This window comes from Bacillus sp. FJAT-26390, assembly GCF_001682865.1.
Classification (GTDB): Bacteria; Bacillota; Bacilli; order Paenibacillales; family Paenibacillaceae; genus Pristimantibacillus.
In genome coordinates, this window is the sequence record NZ_MAQX01000035.1 from 118,247 (window position 1) to 138,361 (window position 20,115).

General features: G+C 49.6%; 12 protein-coding genes. All 12 read right to left on the reverse strand.

All coding sequences use genetic code 11. The features are described 5' to 3' along the window. Window positions 1-423: 423 nt before the first annotated feature. Complete coding sequence (locus A7975_RS29730) at window positions 424-4,419, reverse strand: beta-xylosidase family glycoside hydrolase (RefSeq protein WP_065387549.1); 3,996 nt, start codon at window positions 4,417-4,419, stop codon at window positions 424-426. Between the two features lie 270 nt (window positions 4,420-4,689). After that, on the reverse strand, window positions 4,690-4,932 hold the full coding sequence (locus tag A7975_RS29735) for a YolD-like family protein (RefSeq protein ID WP_053374247.1): 243 nt from the start codon (window positions 4,930-4,932) through the stop codon (window positions 4,690-4,692). Window positions 4,933-5,110: 178 nt separating this feature from the next. Continuing rightward, window positions 5,111-6,229 (reverse strand): GerAB/ArcD/ProY family transporter, encoded by a 1,119-nt coding sequence (locus A7975_RS29740; RefSeq protein ID WP_065387550.1) that lies wholly within the window; start codon window positions 6,227-6,229, stop codon window positions 5,111-5,113. A 34-nt stretch (window positions 6,230-6,263) separates the two neighbouring features. Further along, entirely contained in the window at window positions 6,264-6,473 is a 210-nt protein-coding gene (locus A7975_RS29745; RefSeq protein WP_065387551.1) for a hypothetical protein, read from the reverse strand. Between the two features lie 24 nt (window positions 6,474-6,497). Continuing rightward, window positions 6,498-7,685: a Ger(x)C family spore germination protein gene (locus A7975_RS29750; protein WP_255314609.1), complete on the reverse strand. Its 1,188-nt coding sequence runs from the start codon at window positions 7,683-7,685 to the stop codon at window positions 6,498-6,500. Between the two features lie 27 nt (window positions 7,686-7,712). Then, on the reverse strand, window positions 7,713-9,230 hold the full coding sequence (locus A7975_RS29755; RefSeq protein ID WP_065387552.1) for a spore germination protein: 1,518 nt from the start codon (window positions 9,228-9,230) through the stop codon (window positions 7,713-7,715). Between the two features lie 135 nt (window positions 9,231-9,365). After that, window positions 9,366-12,104 carry an alpha-mannosidase gene (locus A7975_RS29760; RefSeq protein WP_065387553.1) on the reverse strand — a complete coding sequence of 913 codons (2,739 nt, stop codon included), beginning with the start codon at window positions 12,102-12,104 and terminating at the stop codon, window positions 9,366-9,368. Between the two features lie 26 nt (window positions 12,105-12,130). Continuing rightward, entirely contained in the window at window positions 12,131-15,244 is a 3,114-nt protein-coding gene (locus tag A7975_RS29765) for an alpha-amylase family protein (RefSeq protein ID WP_065387554.1), read from the reverse strand. Then, window positions 15,241-16,560, reverse strand: a complete 1,320-nt coding sequence (locus A7975_RS29770; RefSeq protein WP_053374241.1) for a glycoside hydrolase family 125 protein — start codon at window positions 16,558-16,560, stop codon at window positions 15,241-15,243. The genes A7975_RS29765 and A7975_RS29770 overlap by 4 nt, the downstream gene beginning before the upstream one ends. 32 nt (window positions 16,561-16,592) lie before the next feature. Next, window positions 16,593-17,510, reverse strand: coding sequence for a carbohydrate ABC transporter permease (locus A7975_RS29775; RefSeq protein ID WP_053374240.1), 918 nt, complete (start codon window positions 17,508-17,510; stop codon window positions 16,593-16,595). Window positions 17,511-17,564: 54 nt separating this feature from the next. After that, a complete protein-coding gene (locus A7975_RS29780; protein WP_176707838.1) occupies window positions 17,565-18,503 on the reverse strand; it encodes an ABC transporter permease in 939 nt (312 codons plus the stop codon). An 80-nt stretch (window positions 18,504-18,583) separates the two neighbouring features. Next, on the reverse strand, window positions 18,584-20,050 hold the full coding sequence (locus tag A7975_RS29785) for an ABC transporter substrate-binding protein (RefSeq protein ID WP_065387555.1): 1,467 nt from the start codon (window positions 20,048-20,050) through the stop codon (window positions 18,584-18,586). Window positions 20,051-20,115: the final 65 nt, after the last annotated feature.

Here is a 20,115-nt window from a genome sequence, read left to right on the forward strand (position 1 = left end):
CTGGCAAAATGGATGTTCCTTGCAGGCTGCTTCACAGCTACTTTCGCTGAAAATGGATTTCCGGGCGGAGGAGCTCAAATGGCGGTTTGGCGGGGGCTCCCGCTGAAATAAGTCTAGTTTCTAGCCTTATTTCTGAAAATCCAGCTAGTTTGTTGAGAATAGAGCTAGCTTCTAGCTCTATTCCTGAGCGGAGGAGCTCAAATGGCCGTTTGGCGGAGAGGGGCCAGCGTCCATAGGGTTCACGAGGTTCACCTTATCTATTTCAAAACGGACATCATCTTCCCACATAAAAAATGGAATCATGCTGTAAAAGCCATGATTCCATCCCATCAATCCATCAATCCATCAATCCATCAATCCATCAATCCATCAATCCATCATTCCATCATTCCATCATCCCATCAATCCATCAATCCATCCGTTCTACGGATTAAAGATCTTCTGAGCCATCATCGCAAGGTCGAGAATATCGACCTTTTTGTCGCCATTCAAGTCGGCAAATCTTGCAACGTTCCAATCCGGACTGTTGCTATCCTTGCCGTAGTGGCTCGCTATGATCGCCAAATCGCCAACCGAGAACCTGCCGTCATGGTTCAAGTCGCCGTCGGAGCCGCTGCCGCTTTCCACAATCGTTACCGTAAGCTCAGCGGTTGCTGCTTCTGTCTCGTTGCCTTCGCCATCAGCCAGCACCGCTTTGATCACCGAAATTTTGCCGGAGGCCGCAGGGGCGCCTTTCGCTTTAAAGACAACGTTAAGAAGCAGAAGCTCCTGCTTGACTTGATGATCATCGCCTATGTTCACCAGCACGATGCGCGCATTGCCTTTTCCGTCATCCACAACCTTCACGACTTCAATGCCGTCCGCAGCGGAGTCTACCTGCTGCAGCTCGAACAAATTCGCATCATAGCTCAGCGTGATATCCGAAGCGTATACGGAATCCGTCACGTTCGCAGCGCCAAGCTTCACTTTGAACGTCGACCCTTCTTTCACGCTGCCAGCGCCATCCAATGTCATGCTCAGCGGCGCTTGCTCGTTCAACGATTGAACCGTGAAGTAGTCAATATCCGCATTCATCGATGTGCTGTCCAGCGCAGAAAAACCGTAGATGCCGATCTTGACTTGACCCAGCTCTGCCGTTAGCGGATCTGCGGCCTGCTGCCACTCGGTTCCATTCCAGAAATAAGTCGTATACGTATTGCCGACTTTTTTGATTTTCATAAATACGTCATCCGTGCCCGGATGCTTCGCCATATTCGTCGCCTTCGTATATTTCTTATTTACTTCCTTAGCCGTTTCCAAGCTGTATCCCGCAGCACCGAGCGTATCCCAGACATGGCCGTATCTCACGTAGTTATCGACATCCTGCCATACGATTAAGCCTGCTTGCTGGTGATTTTTACGGATAGGAGCGTTTAGCTTGATCGTTGCCTCAAAATCTTCGCTCGGAAGATCCCGCAGGAATACGTTTTTGATGTCATTCGACCCTTCAAACATTTCCCCTCTTTGCGTCACAATCCGCAAGGAGCCCGGGTTATCCGTAAGCGACCAGCCGCTTGCATCCGGATTATGAATGCTCCATTCATCCTTTAAGGCCGGCTTGTCGAATGAATCAAGCCATGCCTTCGGCGAAATCGGCGGCACTGCTTTTACCACGCTTTTGCCGAACTTCTCGATCGCAGCATTTAAAGCGTTAATCGCCTGCTCGATCACTTCGGCAGAAGCATCCGGCTTATCCGCTACAGCCTGCGCTGCCGCAATCGCAGCGACTAAGGCATCTTTCGCAGCCTGCGGATACTCGCCAGGGTTAGTGCCAACAACCGCCTTATCCAGCGCCGCCTGTGCCTTCGTAATAACGCTCGTTAAATCCGAGATATGGAAGCTTCCGATTAATTCCTTATGTGCTTGCGCGACGCGGATAAAATCCGCTTTTTCCACTTTGCGGTCATAGGAGAGCAGTCCGTTAATCTCCATTTCAACGTCTGTTATTTGAGTGTATACCGCAGCACTTAGTCCTGTTTTCTTCAATGCCTTCAATTGGTTAATGAAGGTCACATAACGATCCGTCAGCTTCGTTACGTTCTCTTGCTCCTCGTAGCTGAATACGTTCGAGTTCCACTCATGCCCAGGCACCTTCAGGCCAAGTCCGCCATATTCGCCGAGCACAGCGGCCCGGGTATCCGTCGCTTGCGGCGCATTAGGTGCAGGGTACGCGTGCATGTCGACCAAATGCCCGACATTTTTATCCGTCCAGCCGCTCGCATTGTTAATGAGGCGGGTTGGATCATAGCTCATCGCCCAATTCGTCAGCCGTTCGGTTTCGTATTGTCCCCAGCCTTCGTTAAACACGGTCCATACGACAATGGAAGGATGATTGCGGAACTGGTCGATCATTTCTTTGAATTCCTTCTCAAGATGTGCCCGGTTATCGGCAGAATCCCCGAATTTGCTCACTTGATCCTGCCATACCACGACGCCAAGCTTATCGGCCCAGTAGAACCACCGATCAGACTCCACCTTCATATGCTTGCGAATCATGTTCATGCCAAGCCGCTTCGCCGCCTCGATATCGAACTTCAAAGCTTCATCCGTTGGCGCTGTGTATAAGCCATCCGGCCAATACCCTTGATCGAGAGGTCCCATTTGGAAAATAAACTTACCGTTAATGAGCGGACGCGTAATGCCGTCTACTTTGCCGAGCTTAATATCCCGCATGCCGAAATAGCTGGCGACTTCATCCACCTTCGCGGAGCCTTTCACCAGATTAACCTTTAGATCGTACAAGAACGGATCATCAGGCCACCACAGACGCGGATTCGGAATTGGGATCGACAATTCCTCGCCTACCGCTCCGTTTATGCGTGCAACTTCCTGGCCTTCCTTCAACACAATCGCTTCAACTGTTTCATCCGTAACGCCAGCGCTTCCTGTAACCTTCAGCTTCAACGAATCATCAGCAAGATTCGGTGTCATGTCCAGCTTTTCGATCGAGGCAGCAGCTACCGGCTCCAGCCATACCGTCTGCCAAATGCCCGATACCGATGTATACCAGATCCCTTCCGGCACATTCCGCTGCTTGCCGATCGTGTACCCGCCATCGTCTGTCGGATCTGTTACATAAACGATCAACTCATTTTGCCCCGCAGCCAATTGGTCGGTAATATCAAAGCTAAAGCCCGTATAACCGCCGCGATGCTTGCCGACTTCATGCCCGTTGACATAGACCGTCGCTTCAAAATCAACAGCTCCAAAATGAAGCTGCACGCGGCTACCATCCCAATCCACAGGAAGCGTAAATTGCCTTTTGTACCACATTTTATCTTCCTGACGCTCAAGTCCGGACAGCTGTGACTCGACCGCAAACGGAACAAGAATCGTTTCGCTTAATTTTTTGCCAGTAGGAAGGACCGTTTGCTTCGTGCCGCTCTCAAACTCCCACTCGCCGTTAAGATTTAGCCACTTGTCACGGACAAGCTGCGGACGCGGATATTCCGGAAGGACTTGGTCTTTATCCACATCCTCCGCCCATGGCGTCTTAATCATAAATTCGGAGCCGTTAGTCACTTTGGTAGCTACAAACGTGGATAATGGCTGTCCGTCCTTCCTGACAATGCCGCCTTGCCCGTCATACGTGAGCATGATCGCATTATCCGGCTTGTAGACAGGAATATCCCATTTCAGCTGAATGACCGACGAATCATTTGGACTCAGCGCTGCGCTTGTCGGAATATGATTGCGCAGCCCTGCCGCAACGGTAAAATGTTTTGCTGCATCCGCTGGAACCGTTTGGAGTTCACTGCCAAAATGCAGCTCAGCCTGCATCCCGTCCTGAAGAATGACGCTTTCCTTAGGGCTGTGATTCACAAACCCAGCAGGCAGCAGGAAAGCACTTTCCGGTACAGCTTGCTTCTGCAGGTTTGCTCCCGACCATTTTAGATTAATGTATGCTCCGCCAAAGTCCTGAAAGTATTCTAATTTAAAGCTAACCTTCTTGCCGGCTTCCAAATGGATGGCTGCACTAGTCTGCTCCTTATCCCAATCATTCACCCAGTGATCAATGGCAAGCTTGCCGTCGATCCATAGGCGGAATCCGTTATCAGCCTTAATGTAAAACTTGTAATCATCCGTAGCCGGCGCTTCCAGCTCGCCAGTCCACCTGACCGCATTAAACTCATCCTGACCGGTAAACGCTTTCAGAATCGGTTTAATGTTAGCAAAATCAATTTTTGCATCTACCGTCGTAATCTTTAAGGTTTTAAAATCAAATTGCCCTCTTCCCGATGTAGTGTAATATTCTGCCTTTAATCCACGGTTCTCCGAGCTGGCGCCCGGCGTCTCCTCTGCCGCCATGGCAGTAGACATGCCGAACACCTGCAGGATCATCATCACAGTCATGATAAGCGAAACAGTACGTTTTTTCATTCGTTACAGCTTCCTTCCCTGATTCCTGTTTTTGACGTGCAATTAAAGCAATGTTTTCATTCATCCGTTTTTTACATCGTTTCCCCCCTTCCCGACAAGAGTATTGTACAAATAATCCCATGGGAAGTATTTGTAATATTTGGCGAAAAGTTGTGAATTCCCGCCGTACTTTTACATACACAAAGAAGCCTCCCATTCGCTCAACATGTGAACGAGGGAGGCTTCCAGGCAGCCTGCTGCTGTATCATTTTCGTACAAAAGCATATCTTATCAATAAGGGCTTTCTATCTTCATAATATCGAGGAAAGGCACCTTCGTTACGCTTCCCATATGCTCGACATGAACCTTCTTCGTTCTTGAATCGAGCGTTGTAATGACGCCTCTCACTTTCTCTTCCGCCGCCCAAATCGTGAGCAGCAGCTCCGTGCCTTCCTGCTTGGCCTCTACTAATCTCTCGCCCAGCTCCTCAAGCTCAAATTCATCCCTTGTTGGCCGCTTCGGTCCTTTTGCCACCTAATTCCCCTCCCGCTATGTATGGCAACCCGTATTTTCAATAAAAAAGGATCTCCTCCGCTCCGAGGAGACCCTAATCCTATCCAGTTAAGTTACGCGAATAGTTCTATTATAGCATGTTGGCGATTGACTCTGTTAAAAGAAAAAACTAGAAATCCATGCAGCAGCTTCTATCCGGCTATTTGACCTTATGATCGTGGTTTCTCCTTAAATAGAACCAGCCTAGCATTAAGGCAGGAAGCAGCACACAGATCGTCAGATCGAACAAAGGCCAATAGTCTTTATTGATTTCATTGTAAATGACGATATTAGGGGCGCTGATTACAGAGCCTACCAATAAAATCATAGCCAGCGGAATCGTCAGCATATTGCTCTCTTTTAACCGAAGCAGTTGGGTTATTCCTTGCGTGATCGCATAGAAGATAACTAGTGTTTTAAAGAACACCGTTACGATCCAGATAAATGCCAGAATAGCCTCTATCCGCTCCAAAAAATTGCCGATCCTTATTTTCTGAGCGAGCACGAACATCGGGTAATACTTCGTTTCCATTAAGCTTGCTCCGAGTACGAACACGCACAGAATGACAGTGATGAATAAAATCGTACCGCTTATGAGAATGCCGAGCAGCAGCGGCTTCATCGTCGCATTATTGCCCGCTACATGAGGCACAAGCATTAAGATAACGAACAGCTCCGAGAACGGTACCGTAAAGGAAATGAATACCCCATTCATAACAGGTGCCAGACCATCTGCTAGTACCGGCTCCAGCTTGGAGAGATGAATCTGCGGCAGCAGGAATACGGTCATGAGCAGAAACAGCAGCAGAAATAGGGGAAATAGCAGCTCTCCCATCCGGGCGAACGCTTCTACACCAAGGCGGTAAGCAATGATAATAACCGCCATAAATAACATAACAATCGCATTGATCGGTGTTTCCGGCATCAATTGCGTCGTCATGAATTGGCTCATTTCACTGGTTAGCGTCATATGGATATAAAAGAAATAAATGATCAGCAAGATGCCAACCAAGCTCCCCGCCACATTTCCCATGGACCGCTGGATGAACGTGATCAAACCGACTCCCTTCATCATTTTCGCAACCGATCCAAACAATACGCCTACTGCAAGTCCCAGGACAAGGCTAACGAGCATCGTTATCCATGCGTCCTGCTTAGAGGCCGAAGCAAGCAGCGTTGGAATAACCAGCATGGAATCGCCTATCGTATACATAATAACCAATATCATAAATTGTCTAGGCGATATTTTGCCATTGCCGTTTACCACGTCGTTGCTCATCCGTCTCACCTCCCCCTCATAAGGCGTTCCTTGTTCAGTACAGCCCTCCGTAGACAAGCTTGATGAGCAAAAACGGATTAGGCAGCTTCACATTCATACCCAGCGCACCATACAAACCCGTACCAAGGAGAAGAAGCGTAATAAACACTGCCATCTCCTTCGTACGCTTCTTTTCTTTCAGCTTCGGCAGCTCCCACCAAGCAACGAGTATAGCAAAAACAACTACTCCAATTAATGACGGCATCGTTATCCTCCCGCGCTAAATAGGCTACGATCTCATTTTTGTATTGCCGGTCGTTCCGGTTTTGCGGATAAATACCTCGACATGAAAATGCGTTTCCATGGCAGGGAACATCTTTGTATTCCATTCCTTCTTAGCCTGCTTCCATAAAGCGGGGTGCTGCTGTCCTAACGTAACGCCAAACCCGAATACATCGGTTTGCAGTTTTTTCGCGTGCCTGATCGAGGCATCTGCATTGCTTTTCATCACTTTCTCTACCTGCCGCTGCAGCTTTTCAATCGTCGCAGGATCCGTTAAATCTACAGACTTGCAAGCTCTATCCACGATGTTAGCCTCTGTTCGAAAATAAATATCCGCTACAGGCTTGCCATCCTTCATTCCCATCTTAATGCGTGATTGCGAAGATTCAATCTCTACGCCCATATACTTATTGCCTTCACATCGCACCTCAACGGAAGTGCTGTCCAAATGATTGGTAATGTCCGTGTAACCCTTGCTCTCTTTTTCATTTAACCAGCCTATAAGCTTATCCTTTTTAAAAACCGCGAGCCCCGTATAGCGAAAGTGTCCCGCCGGCTTAAAGATTTCCACATTTTGCTTCGTCTCCGCTTTTTTTTGGTTTCCTATCACTTCGATGCCTGTTAACGCCAGCTCCTTGCCTTCACCGGACAGCGTGCTTAAAATATCGTCCAGCGTAGTGGAGACGGTAGGCGCCCATGATTTGGCTGAGGTCTCGAGCGACCTAAGCATATTTTGGGTAGGCAGTTTCTCAAGCGGCGTATAGATTTTCAATAACTCCTCCGCTTTCATCCCTTTTGCGATCACGACGTTAAAATCCATTCGCGATTCGTTATCCCGAAGCGTGCTGTCCAGAAACTGGCTTATCCCTCTTCTTGCCATCTTCTCGCCGATGACATAGATTTGCAAATGGCCTAAATATACTTTACGCGGCGCTTCTGCCGTTAACGTGCGCGCAGCCTCAAACATCGTTTTCCCTCTGCCTTGATACAACGTGCCCGGAGGACGATCGCCGCCTCGCCTCTGTGCGGATATTTCGCTTGGATTAACAACCTGAAAGGACACGACAAACTGCCCATCCTCCCAATCCACGGCTATGCCAAGCACGATTAACAGCTCATTAAGCTCGCGTCTGCTCCAGCAGCCTGTCAGAAGCGCCATGCACAAAATGACCATCACCGTTTTACGCAGCATCATGGCAAAGCTCCTTCCTGCATCCCCCTGCTATTTCTTGCGCTGCCTGATCCGATTGCTTTTCTGCGCTGTGCTTGGCCTTATAAAATGGATCCAACGCGGCATGCGGATAAGCGTATCCTGTTGATTCGATGCTATAAATGGACTAAGCGGCGACATATACGGCTCTCCGAAGGAACGCAGCGAGCATAAATGCAGCAGCAGAACAAACAATCCCATAATAATGCCGAACAAGCCGAAGCTTGCCGCGAGCCCCATTAACACGAATCGCAGCATACGTATAGGGATCGATATACTGTAAGCGGGAAACGTAAAGGTTGAAATCGCCGTTACCGATACGACGATAACCATCGCGGCGGAGACGATACCAGCCTCGACGGCCGCTTGGCCGATAACCAGCGTACCCACGACGGATACGGCTTGACCGATCGCCCGAGGCATTCGAAGTCCGGCTTCCCGCAAAATCTCAAACGTAACCTCCATCGCTACCGCTTCAATAAAAGCAGGGAAAGGCACGCCTTCCCTCTGAGCGGCGAGACTGATTAACAAGGAGGTAGGAAGCATATCCCTGTGAAAAGTCGTAATGGCAATATACAAGGATGGAAGCAGCAGCGAGATAAATCCGCTTATATAACGCAATAATCTTAGAAGACTCGCGTAGAGAGCCCTTTGGTAATAATCCTCGGCAGATTGAATAAAGCTGACAAATTGCGTAGGGACGATCAGCACGTTCGGCGATCCATCCACTAAAATCGCTACTCTGCCCTCAAGCAGCTGCGCGGCTACGCTATCTGGCAGCTCGGTATTGTAAACGGTTGGGAAGATGGACAATTTCGCATCCTCGATATATTCCTCGATATAACCGCCTTCCAGCACGCCATCGATATCAATCGCTTGCAGCCTCGAGCGTACCTCCGAGATAACGGAAGGTTTGGCAATGCCATTCAAGTACATGATCGTAACGTCGGTTTTCGTAATTCGGCCGATCGCAATCGTCTCAATCCATAACCTCGGATCTTTGATTTTCCGGCGCACGAGCGAAGTATTAACACGCAGCGTCTCGGTAAAGCTCTCCCTTGGTCCCCGAACGGATGTCTGGTTGGTCGATTCCGTAACATCGCGGCCTTTCCACTGGCGAATATCCGCCCGGTAAGCATGGTCGCTGCCGATCAGGAAAATAATCGCTTCGCCAGAGAGCAGCGACTGATACAGCTCGCCTGTCTTCGCGACGGGGTGAAGCGAGCCTATGCCCGATAACAGCTGCTGTGCAAGATCTTTATGATCCATCTCAAGCTGAAGCGAGCGGTTCAGATAGTCAAAAATATAAGTATTAATGATGGTGGCATCGGACATGCCATCGATATATACAATGGCAGCGGTTGACGCATCACTGCCGGCAGAGCGAATTTCACGGATGACAACATCATCGCTGCCGCCCATATCCTTTAAAATCATCTTTAAATTTTGCTCGATATTTGCTGCTAAGGGTTCTCCCTCATGCTCAAGCCGTGATTTATCGTCGATAAATTCCTTCGTTGGCTTTGTCATTGTCAGTAGTCTCCGGTTCCGTTGTCTCTTTCCATTATGACCACGTTGGAAACTCGTTAAACTAAACACCGGCATTCGCCATATACAACAAGAAGCCCTTTGCAGGGTTCCCCATGCAAAGGGCTTCTTTATTATTTATGAACGCTTAACGCCGACAGTCAAAATCTCGCATGGTCCAACCGTCAATTGCAACGACGATTGTCCATTAAGGGCAAGTCCTTCGACTTCGTGCTCAAGCACATTGCTTTTGTATGCTTGTCCGAGTGATCCAGCAGCTGCCTCTGACAGGTTCAGCTCCGTCTCAGCAGGCTTCATGTTAAACCATCTTAGCATGAAATCACCGGACTTCTCGTTCACCTTCAAGGAGGAGAATGCCAGTCCGCTGCCATCCCAGTTGAACAAGGACAATGCTGGAGCAAGCTTGCCAGAGTGGACACCAGTCTGGCTGACTGTCCACGGCACTTGGAATTGATAGCTTCTCGCGTAAGCGCCAGATTCAGCGCCGTCTCCATTATGCGGGAGGATGGTCAAGCTGAAGCTCTGCTCGCCCAGACATTGTGCTTCCGGAGTAGGGAACACGCCCCAGTCGCCAAGCTCTGCTACCGAACGAAGCAAGGTAATTGCAATGGAATTGCGTCCATCGCGCAGTACTTCGTATTCGTTTAAGCCGAGGTTCGAAACCGTCAGACCCGCATGCTCGCCGCTCACGTCAACGAATGCTTGCTGATGCTGCGCATTGCTTGGATTGATCCACTCCGCTGCCGGCTCGATATCGCGCGTTGCAATCTCGAAGATTGAATCCGCTTGATGGACAGCTGTCTCAAGATCAGTAGGGAACAATACGCGAACCCGGTGATCCATCGCTTGGTTGTTGAAGGAAGATTTCCATTCCACACCTTGCCCAGAGCGGCTTATTGCGATTTCCGTACGAATCGTAAGCGGGACGGTCGCTTCTGTACGCTGCGACTTCCGGTTAGGGAAATAAACAGCCTCTTGCTTCTCGACTTCAAAATATGGCTCTGCCGAAGCAGGTACCGCCCATTCATGCACGATTTCGATTGCTGCGCGGTAAGGCGTATTCTCGACAAGGCGAATGCTGGCTGGCAGACCCTTCGTCGTTAATGTTTGCTCGCCTGTTGGCTGCTTGTACATGTATTCATTGCCGATATCGCCTGTGTTCTCATATACGCCAAGATCGCGGTAAATTTGACCGCTGCGTTTATCGGTTAGACTAAACGAGCCGTCGGCTTCCACATCGATCCGAACAAATTCGTTCTCCAGCGCTTGCTCTCCTGCGACTAGCGATACTAGCGGCAGCTCAGCTGCTTTCGCGTTGCGAACGTAAGCAAATGCTGCCAAACCAAGCGCAGCGACCTGCACCGCTTCAAGCGTTAGACGCACTCTGCGGCTCATATATGGCTGGCGGAATTTGTCATCCGGCAGATCATAGCCAAACTGAAGTCCCAAATCAACTGCCGAATGAGCGATTGCTGTACCAAGGTGATCAACAACTGTTCTTCCTGTTACATCAACGCCGTACATTTTTTGATTCATTTCATCAAGCGACAAGCCGTCACGGAAATAGATGCGTTCGATATCAAGCTCGACTTCAACCACTCCGCTGCGCTCCCAGCCGGTCGTATTATAGACGACAAACGGTAGGGCGTCCTCGCCGTATTGCTCGAATACGGTCGTGTCGACCGCATCTGCAATGACCGCTTTGCTGTCGTCAATAATCGCTTCCGCCACATGGCGGCTCTTATCGAAGCGGGTCACCATCTCGCGGTGAACCTCGTCCACGCTGCAGCCGCAAATGCTGTCATGCGGATGGTTCTGCATGAGCGTTTTCCACGCATACGTAAACAAATGATGCGGATACTCATGCCCAAGCGAATACGCAAGCGTAGCAAGCGGCTCCGCTACCTTCTCCAGCATAGCTTGGCCGAGCTGATTCATTTGCTTCAAATAGACGCGTGCGGATGCTGTATTCACAAGCGTTGACCAGCCGTCCGTCCGCTGGCTGCGAAGCTCGCCCTTCACGACAGACAGCTCGCGCGTCAAGGACTCGTTCACAGAAGCTAGGTAATCTTCGAAATTGGAATGAATAAATTCCGTGTCAGGGAAGAGCTGCCTTGCTGTGTCCAGCGCAGCAGACAAATCCTGCTGGATCGGCTGATGGTCGCAGCCGTTCATGAACAGCAGCTGGCCGGTAGCGGCATATTTCTCCGCTTCCACAAGCTTCCGCTCCCAATATTCTTTGGCAGCCGCTTCATCCGTTGGCACTTCCATGCCGTTGCAGTACCAGTTCGCGAATAGAACGCCCAGTACGCGGGAGCCGTCCGGCCCCTCCCAAATGAGCTCGGAGAAGGACGATTCATAATCCGAATCCGCTACCGTGTTATTAAAGCCGGTTGGCTTAACGCCTCTTCCGAACACGGCATTATCAATGCCGGCTTGCTGCAGAATCTGCGGAGCTTGGCCGATATTGCCGAACGTATCCGGGAAATAGCCGACTTTCGCTATCGTGCCGTAACGGCTCGCATCCTGATGGCCGATTTGCAAATTGCGAAGATTCGCTTCGCTGCTCGTCAGGAAGGCATCCTGCAAAATATACCAAGGTCCGATTGGAATACGGCCTTCTTTAATATAACGCTCAAGGCGCTCCCGGTTCTCCGGACGAACCTGTAAGTAATCTTCTAGGATGATCGTTTGCCCGTCCAAATAGAAGCTTTTGAAATCAGGATCGGTATCCAGCGTATGAAGCAGCGTATCCATTAGTTTCACAAGCAAGACATGATGCTTCTCATAGGGCAAATACCATTCCCGATCCCAATGCGTATGCGAGATAATATGGGCTGTGCGTTTGTAGGTCATCGTTCAACACCTCTTCTTGTTCGTCATTATGATACGGCTATACCCACTTGATCCGGCCGATAGACAGCTAACAGCTGACCCTCTTTATCCACTGCGAATAGTACAGACCTTTCCTTCTCCAGTGCAAAGGAATATCGGATGCCAGTCACAGGGTCCTTCACTTCAATATCAGCATTATGGCTGTACTCCGACACGAATACGTACAGCGCTACCTCTTGGAAAGTCAGCTTGCGGCCGTAGACGCCCGGCAATTGTCCGCCTGCTATCCATTCCAGCTCCTCGGAACAACCCGCGGAAGCCAGCGCGTATTGGTACAAGGCCGAGATCGGCTCGATACGGTCGTTCAGCTCAACCGGCAGCGGACTCCAAATGATGCGTCCTTTGCCGTGCGCCAGCTCGATGAGCTGATCGCTGCCAAGCGCAGCATCGCTTACCTGTGCTTCCTTCCAAACCTGCGCAATGCGGCGGCTGCCATAAGAGACAGGCAGCACGCGATCTCCGATACGAATTTGTTCCTCGCGGAGCACGTTCACAAGCTCCCTTGCGCCAAACAGCTCCGTGTGGCGATCAACTGGACGCCAATAAGCGTCAAGGCTTGTTGGCCCCGTCAGCAGAAGCGTCGCACCCGTTCGTTCAACATAACCAAGCAGCCGCTCAAGTGCAGTATCGTCTATATTGTGGGCGCTTGGAACGATGACGAGCTTGACAGGATTTGCTTCAAGCTCCTCCAAATGATATTCCGAAGCGCCGCGGAAAGGCTTGTTCAGCTCGTAGGCAAGCACTCGCGTTGCTTTCGTAGTTGCATCAAACGCCAGCTTGCGGTTAGAGAAATCGTTCGAATAAGGGAAAACGACAGCGGTGTCCTCAAGCTCCCGCCCTTTGAACAAATCTCTGATCTCTTCCATAAACCGTCCGAAATCGTAGGACACGTTAGCTTCCGGCTTCTCTGTGCCATCTGCACGAAGCGCGCCGATATGCGATTCATTGGCATTATCCATATAGAAGTTTGTATTCCAAATCCACTGAACCGCACCTGCTCCGCCAGTTGCAAAGGCATAAGCATATTTGCGCTCAAGAATGTTTCGAAGCTCAGCTTCCGAACGTTTCGCTCGGCCTTCCGGCGTCTCTACATACATAATGCCGGTTTCCTGCACAAGATTAGGCTTGCCAGCTGTCTTCGCAAAGAGGCTGTCCCATACGAGCTGATCATTCAGCCACCACGAATGGACGGTTGTATAGTCTACAGCCTCGCCGTAGAAGAATGGGGAAGGCCTTTGCGCGCCAAGCGCTTCATCCTGTCCGACCGTAACCATATGGTCAGGGCATTCTTCCTTGATCGCAGCGTACAGCTCCTGCGCCCAGCGATTATGCATATCCATGGAGAACAGCACGTAATCAAGCCAGCGGGTACCCTTCTTGCCTTGATGCATGTCCTGCACGTCGAAGTTGATTTCCTCCGGCTCCGGCGGCACAGCCGATTCAAAGCTTGGCAGCTGCTCCGGAGTCATGTTCCACAATTTTTGCAGCTTCGTAATCGATCCGTGACGCTCTTTCAGCCAAGCTGCATAAGCAGCCTTCTCGAATGGATCACGCGTTGATCTTGGGCCATCGGAGAAAATACGCGGCGGATCGAACATCGACGGCTCATTAATTAAATCCCAGTCCACATGCTTGGACTGGCTATGTCTAGAGACGATCGCCCGAATAAACCGTTTCTGAGCCTCGACGCTTCTTGGGTCGAGGTATGGATTTTGCCCTTCCCACGTTTCCGGGGTAAAGGAGAAGAACGTAAAGGTTACCTGCAAATCATTCCGCTTCGCCGTGAGCAGAAATGCGTCAATGGCGCGAAGCGCCTCTTCGGACGCATGGCCGTCCACCTGCATCACATTGCGGTAAGCGGTCCATATGCCGGTTCTGATCCAATTGATGCCCGCTTTGCGCATTTGCGCCATATCCCGCTCCCATACGGAAGCGTTCGGCAGGAACAAAAACTTGCGCGCCACATCCGAGGTCATGTATGTCATGCCCACAACCGGCATCGGCCGGCCGTCCTTCATGAAATAATCGCGCTCAGCGGTAATAGGGCTGCCTTCGGCAAGCAGCTCGCGGTCAAAGCCCCAAAACCCTTGACGAAGAAAACGAACTTCTCCTTCAGAGGATTCCGCTTTGCATTCCACGCTGTAATAGCCGCTCACAAGCTCAAGCGGAACCGGAATACGAACGATAAGCTGCTTGCTTGCAACATCCTCTTGCAGGCTGGTTGTAAAGCGCTGCTCCGGCTTGCTGTCATGCTGAACCACAATGGAGAAGCTCCAGCTTACAGGAGATGCGCTTGAAGAACGACTAAGCTTCTGTGCTTGCAGCGTCAGCATAGCCCGCTCACCCGGCTCGAAGGAAGCGTAGTTTGGCTTAAGCCAAAGCTCCGTTACCCCTTCTCCGCAAAACGCCGTCCAGCGGCGAAGCTCCTCAGCTCCCCCGCCTTGCCAGAACTGTTCCGTAAGCGGCTGATTAACGAACAGCCAGCGCCCTCCCGCGAACATCCCCTTCGTATTTTCCCAAAGCACGATCGGAGCGGCTACCTCTCTATCTTCAGCGGAAACGCCTTTTAGAAGCGGGAACAAATGGGCGTCCATTGGACCTGCCGAGCCCATCTGATGAGGCAAATCGCTTGTTTTTGTCACATGCGGCACTAGATTCCAAGTGTTCGATACTTCAAACAACGATTCCTTGCCTTGCAGCAGCGGAATGTCAGCATGCGCAGACATTGCCTTAATCGGAGCTGCGTCAACAGGCAGCGCTTCGTGAATATGAAGCTCGCGGTGATAAGCCGTTTGCTCGGATTCGGTTTCCCATGCGCCATCCTCATTCTTGGTAACGGGATATTTAAACGGAGCTCCGCCAATATTGATCAAGCTGCCGCCGCGTTTCAAATAAGCTAGGATGTCTACCCAAGCTTCCTTAGGGAAATAAGGCGCGTGCATGTTTACGAAGCAGCCGCCGTCCGCATCGCGTAGCGCCTTGCCTAGCGCATTCGCGCGAACAACGTTGCCAATTTGAACAAGCTGCCCCTCGGAATCAGAGCTTAGCCGTGAACGCAGCGGAAACGACGGATCATAAAAAATAATGGTGCTCATGCTCATAGAATGTCATCCTTCATCGCCTGATAGACAAGCTGTGAGAATAGGCTGTTCGACCAAGCGAACCATTTGCGCGTGAACAAAGCAGGATCATCCGAATGGAAGCCCTCATGCATGTAGCCTGTATCCGCGTCGGTTGCTTCCAGCATCGCAATCAAAGCCAGCTTCTCTTCGCTGCTTGTTGCCGTAATCCCTTGCATCGACAACGCCATATGCCAAATGTAGCCAGGAGGCGTATGCGGGCTGCCGATTCCTTTCGCTGCCGTGCCTTCATAGTAGAACGGGTTATGCTTGCTAAGCGCAAATTTTCTCGTATTTTGATAGATCGGATCATCTGCATTCGTATAGCCAAGATAAGGAATCGACATCAAGCCCGGCGTGCCTGCATCGTCCATTAGGCAATAGTTGCCGAAGCCATCTGTTTCATAAGCATAGATAGGGCCAAATTCCGGATGCTGATAGATACCGTACAGTTGAATGCCATGATCGACATCATCCTCGAGCTTTTTCAGCTCCTTAACGAAATCCATGTCACGGAATACCCATTCCGCTATTTCTCTCATTTGGCGCAGCGCGACCACAGCGAACATATTATCAGGTACGTTATAGTGGAAATCACACGCATCATCGCTCGAGCGGAAGCCCGACCAGATCATGCCGGTATAGTTGATTGGCATGCCTAGGCCGTCATTGCGAAGCGAGTCTGTCGGAATGCCGTTATCACGGATAAAACGGTACGGGGAGCGCTCAAAGTGGCGCTGCTCCGTTTTCCAAAGCTCAACGATGCTGCGCATCGCTGCCTTGAAGCCCGAATCAAAAATATCCGTCAGCTCCGTTTCCTTCCAGTAAGCATGCGCAAGGCGCATCGAGAAGCAGATGGAATCCAGCTCGAACTTGCGCTCCCACACCCACGGAGACATTTCCGTCTCATCCGTAGTATTCCAGTGCCAATCATTGTCCGTTTCGTTAAAAGCATTCGCGTAAGGATCGATCTGGATATAATCGATATGGCGTTTGATCAAACCGCCAATGATGCGCTGCAAGTCCTTATCGTTCTTCGCAAGCGGAACGTAGTGAATGACTTGCTCGACGGAATCGCGCAGCCACATTGCAGGAATATCGCCTGTGATGACAAAAGTAGTGCCATCGTCCATCAGCTTCGTCGTCGTTTCCAGCGTATTGGGGAAGCAGTTTTTGAACAATTGCAGCAGCTTCGGACGGTGCGCGAGCTTCTGCTCCGCTTCCTTGAGTACGTCTTGGACAGCCTGCGGCAGCGTCAGCTCCGGCATTGGAATTTTCGGTAATCTAAATTGCTCCATGATAGTTGCTCCTTTAGGAAACAGATTCGTTATTATTCTTTAACGGCACCAACCGTCAAACCTTGAATGAAATATCTTTGGAAGAACGGATAAGCGAATACGATTGGGCCGGTTGCAAGCACCACCATCGCCATACGCGACGTATCCTGCGGCATCGACTGCAGCACGCCTACGCTGAGCGAAGCATTTTGCGAGTTCTGCATAATGAATTGCATACTATTTTCAATCCGCATCAGCATCGATTGAAGCGGCACTAAATTCGGCGTGTTAATATACAGCAGCGCATTAAACCAATCGTTCCAATAGCCGAGCGTGCTGAACAAACCAATGGTAGCAAGACCTGGAAGAGACAAAGGCAGCACCAGCTTAAAGAAGATGCCGAACTCTCCAGCGCCGTCTATTTTACCTGATTCGATAATAGCATCCGGTACCATCGTTGAGAAGAACGTGCGCAGAATCATAATATAAAAGGCGTTGACCGCTAGCGGCAATATGAGTGCCCAAATCGAATCTTTAAGTCCAAGAAGCTGCGTGACAATAATATAAGTCGGCACAAGGCCGCCGTTAAACAGCATCGTAAAGAAGGCAAAGAAAGCGAAAAAGTTGCGGTATTTAAAGCTGTGGCGCGAGATGGCATAAGCGAACAGCGCCGTGAACACAACGCCGATAGCCGTACCAATAACCGTAACGGCAATCGTTACCCCATAAGAGCGGAGCAATTGATCACCTGCTTTAAACAAATAGCTGTAAGCCTCTACGCTCCATTTTTCCGGAAACAGCTGATAGCCGTTCTTGGCAAGAGTGGACTCATCCGTAAAGGAGATAACTGTAACGAATAAAAAAGGAAATACGCATAGTAAAGCAAAAATACCGGCTACAGAATGAAAAATGATATTCCAAGCGGGCGTCAGCCTATGAAAATCGCGGCCTTTCGTCGTTTGAGCGGACACAGCGGTTTTCCTCCCTTCGCAATGCTTGTCTATTGGGCCGTTAAGCCGCTATGACTAGAACAAAGCATTGTCTTTGTTGAATTTGCGAACGATCCCGTTCGAAGTAATGACAAGAACGAAGCCGATAAGCGATTGATACAGGCCTGCCGCCGTACTCATACCGATTTCACCTGTCGATTTAAGACCACGATATACATAAGTGTCGATAACGTTCGTTACGCTGTACAGCGTTCCGGAATCGCGCGGCACCTGATAGAAAAGTCCAAAATCCGCATAAAAGATTTTCCCGATTGCAAGCAGTGTCAAAATCGTAATAAGCGGCGTTAGCATTGGAATGGTAATGTTGCGAATTTGCTGCCATTTGTTCGCGCCATCGATCATCGCTGCTTCGTAAAGCGATTTGTCGATACCCATAATAGCCGCCAAGTAGATGACGCTGTTATAGCCGACCGATTTCCACAGGAACACAACTACGATAATGATTGGCCAGTAGGTTGGATCTGAATACCAGTTCACCGGGTCGATACCGAACCAGCCGGCAACTTGGTTAACGACGCCTCTATCCAAGCTAAGGAAGCTGAATACGAAGTAACCTACGATTACCCATGATAGGAAGTACGGAAGGAACATACCCGTTTGGTAAACTTTCGCTAATCTTTTGTTCGTAATTTCCGCCAGCATAATCGCCATCGCAACGGCAATAACCAGCCCAAGCACGATAAAGAATATGTTATATAACACCGTATTGCGCGTTATGATATAAGCATCGTTCGTACTGAATAGAAATTTAAAGTTTTGCAAGCCAACCCATTTGCTTTCAATAATGCTTGCCAAGAACCCATCCCGGCTGTACCGGTATTCCTTAAACGCGATAACCATACCCGCCATTGGCAAGTAGGAGAAAAAAATAAACCAAAGTGTAGCTGGCAATACCATGATCAACATTGCAGTATTTTTATTAATATCTTTGAGAAAACGCCCTATGGCTCCCACGTGATCACCTCTCTGCTGTCAGATTAATGAGAGAAGGTATGAATCGAATGCCGAGCATTCGCCTCATACCTCCCGCTTGTTTACTTGTTAGCGGCTCTCCACTCGTCAAGCTGACGCTGAGCCTCAGCCATGATTTTATCAAGTCCAGCTGCCTTAAACTTCTCATTTGCACGCGCCAAGTATGTTTCAGGATCAACTGTTCCTGTCATAAGTGCCGCCCAATATTCTTCCTTCACGTTGTTTACGGACGCGATTTCCGTTGTTACCTTCGACGTATCGAAGTTGAAGCCTAGAAGCGGAGCTTCCGTACCTGCATCGTTAAACTTCTTGAACTCTTCCCACTTGTTCGTTGGGTCGGTTGTGTTCAAATACGTAAGCATAACATTGCCGAGCGAGAACGTTGGCATATCATAGTTTTTCGATTCATCAAGGTTTTCCATTACATTGTCGCTTGCTTTTTTGTAGTGAACGCCTTCGATACCTGAATCAACCATGTTGCGAAGTACAGGATCGGTGTTAAGCAGGTTCAAGAACTCCATTGCTTTCTCTGGGTATTTCGAGTTAGCCGAAATCGCTTGCATCGAGCCCATTACAGACCAGTTATAGATAAGAGCATCGCTTGCTGGCGTCGATACGACTGGGTAGCCGTAGCTTGCCGACCAAAGGTTATCAGCGAAAGGCTGCGATGTCGCACGGTCAGCGAACCATTTGCCTGTCGTTTGAACATCTGTCATTGAATCCATAGTAGCGGCTTCAGTTGGGATGTAACCTGCTTTGTAGTACTTGTGCATCGTGTTCAAAATTTGTTTCATTTCCGGTGTTTCTAGTACGTTAACGATTTTGAAATCCTTCGTATCGAGCTTAACAGCCATTGGCAGCTTCTCGATTACATAGTCGTAAGGCACGTAAGGCATTTGGTTTTTATCAACGGCGAACGGATATACGCCCGGCTCGTTTTCTTTGATTGTTTTGAGCATTGGCTCTAGGCTTTCAAGCGTGTACACTTTCGAAATGTCCAGCTTGTATTTGTCTACATACTGCTTGTTGAAGCGCCATACTTCTTGGGCAGGCAGCTCTTTGTTAGCTGGGATGCCGTAGTTGTGGCCATCGATTTTGGAACCTTCAAGGAATGCTGGGTCAAGCGTCTCAACGATGCCTTTGCCTTGCTCTTTAAGAAGGTCATCGATTTGCATGAACGCGCCTTTTCTAGCATTTTGAACGTAGTCGAATGCCCATGAAGCTGTAAACATAATATCTACTGCTTCGCCGGAAGCTGTCATTACTTGCAGCTTCTGTGCGTAGTCGCCCCAATCGATCATGTTCATTTTAACGGTAACGCCAATTTTTTCAGCTGTATATTTACTAACTTCAGCCATAACCTTGTCCACATCTTTTTGAGGCGTTCCGATCGTGTACCAGATCAGCTCTACCGGTTTTTCGGCAGTGCCTTCCGAGCTCTCGTTTTTGCTGCCCCCACATGCGCTAAGCACAATGGACATGACCAGCATCAACGTAAGCGCTGGTATAAATCTTTTTTTCTTACTCATTGTAAATCCTCCCCGTATCGTGTTGCGAAGCACAAACCGATTGCGTAAGCATACGCTTACTTTAT

Bases quoted from the DNA above. Each gene is read 5' to 3' on its own strand.
- A7975_RS29755 (WP_065387552.1), bottom strand. From the start codon at position 9,230: ATGACAAAGCCAACGAAGGAATTTATCGACGATAAATCACGGCTTGAG.
- A7975_RS29745 (WP_065387551.1), bottom strand. From the start codon at position 6,473: ATGCCGTCATTAATTGGAGTAGTTGTTTTTGCTATACTCGTTGCTTGG.
- A7975_RS29730 (WP_065387549.1), bottom strand. From the start codon at position 4,419: ATGAAAAAACGTACTGTTTCGCTTATCATGACTGTGATGATGATCCTG.
- A7975_RS29785 (WP_065387555.1), bottom strand. From the start codon at position 20,050: ATGAGTAAGAAAAAAAGATTTATACCAGCGCTTACGTTGATGCTGGTC.
- A7975_RS29765 (WP_065387554.1), bottom strand. From the start codon at position 15,244: ATGAGCATGAGCACCATTATTTTTTATGATCCGTCGTTTCCGCTGCGT.
- A7975_RS29770 (WP_053374241.1), bottom strand. From the start codon at position 16,560: ATGGAGCAATTTAGATTACCGAAAATTCCAATGCCGGAGCTGACGCTG.
- A7975_RS29740 (WP_065387550.1), bottom strand. From the start codon at position 6,229: ATGAGCAACGACGTGGTAAACGGCAATGGCAAAATATCGCCTAGACAA.
- A7975_RS29760 (WP_065387553.1), bottom strand. From the start codon at position 12,104: ATGACCTACAAACGCACAGCCCATATTATCTCGCATACGCATTGGGAT.
- A7975_RS29750 (WP_255314609.1), bottom strand. From the start codon at position 7,685: ATGATGCTGCGTAAAACGGTGATGGTCATTTTGTGCATGGCGCTTCTG.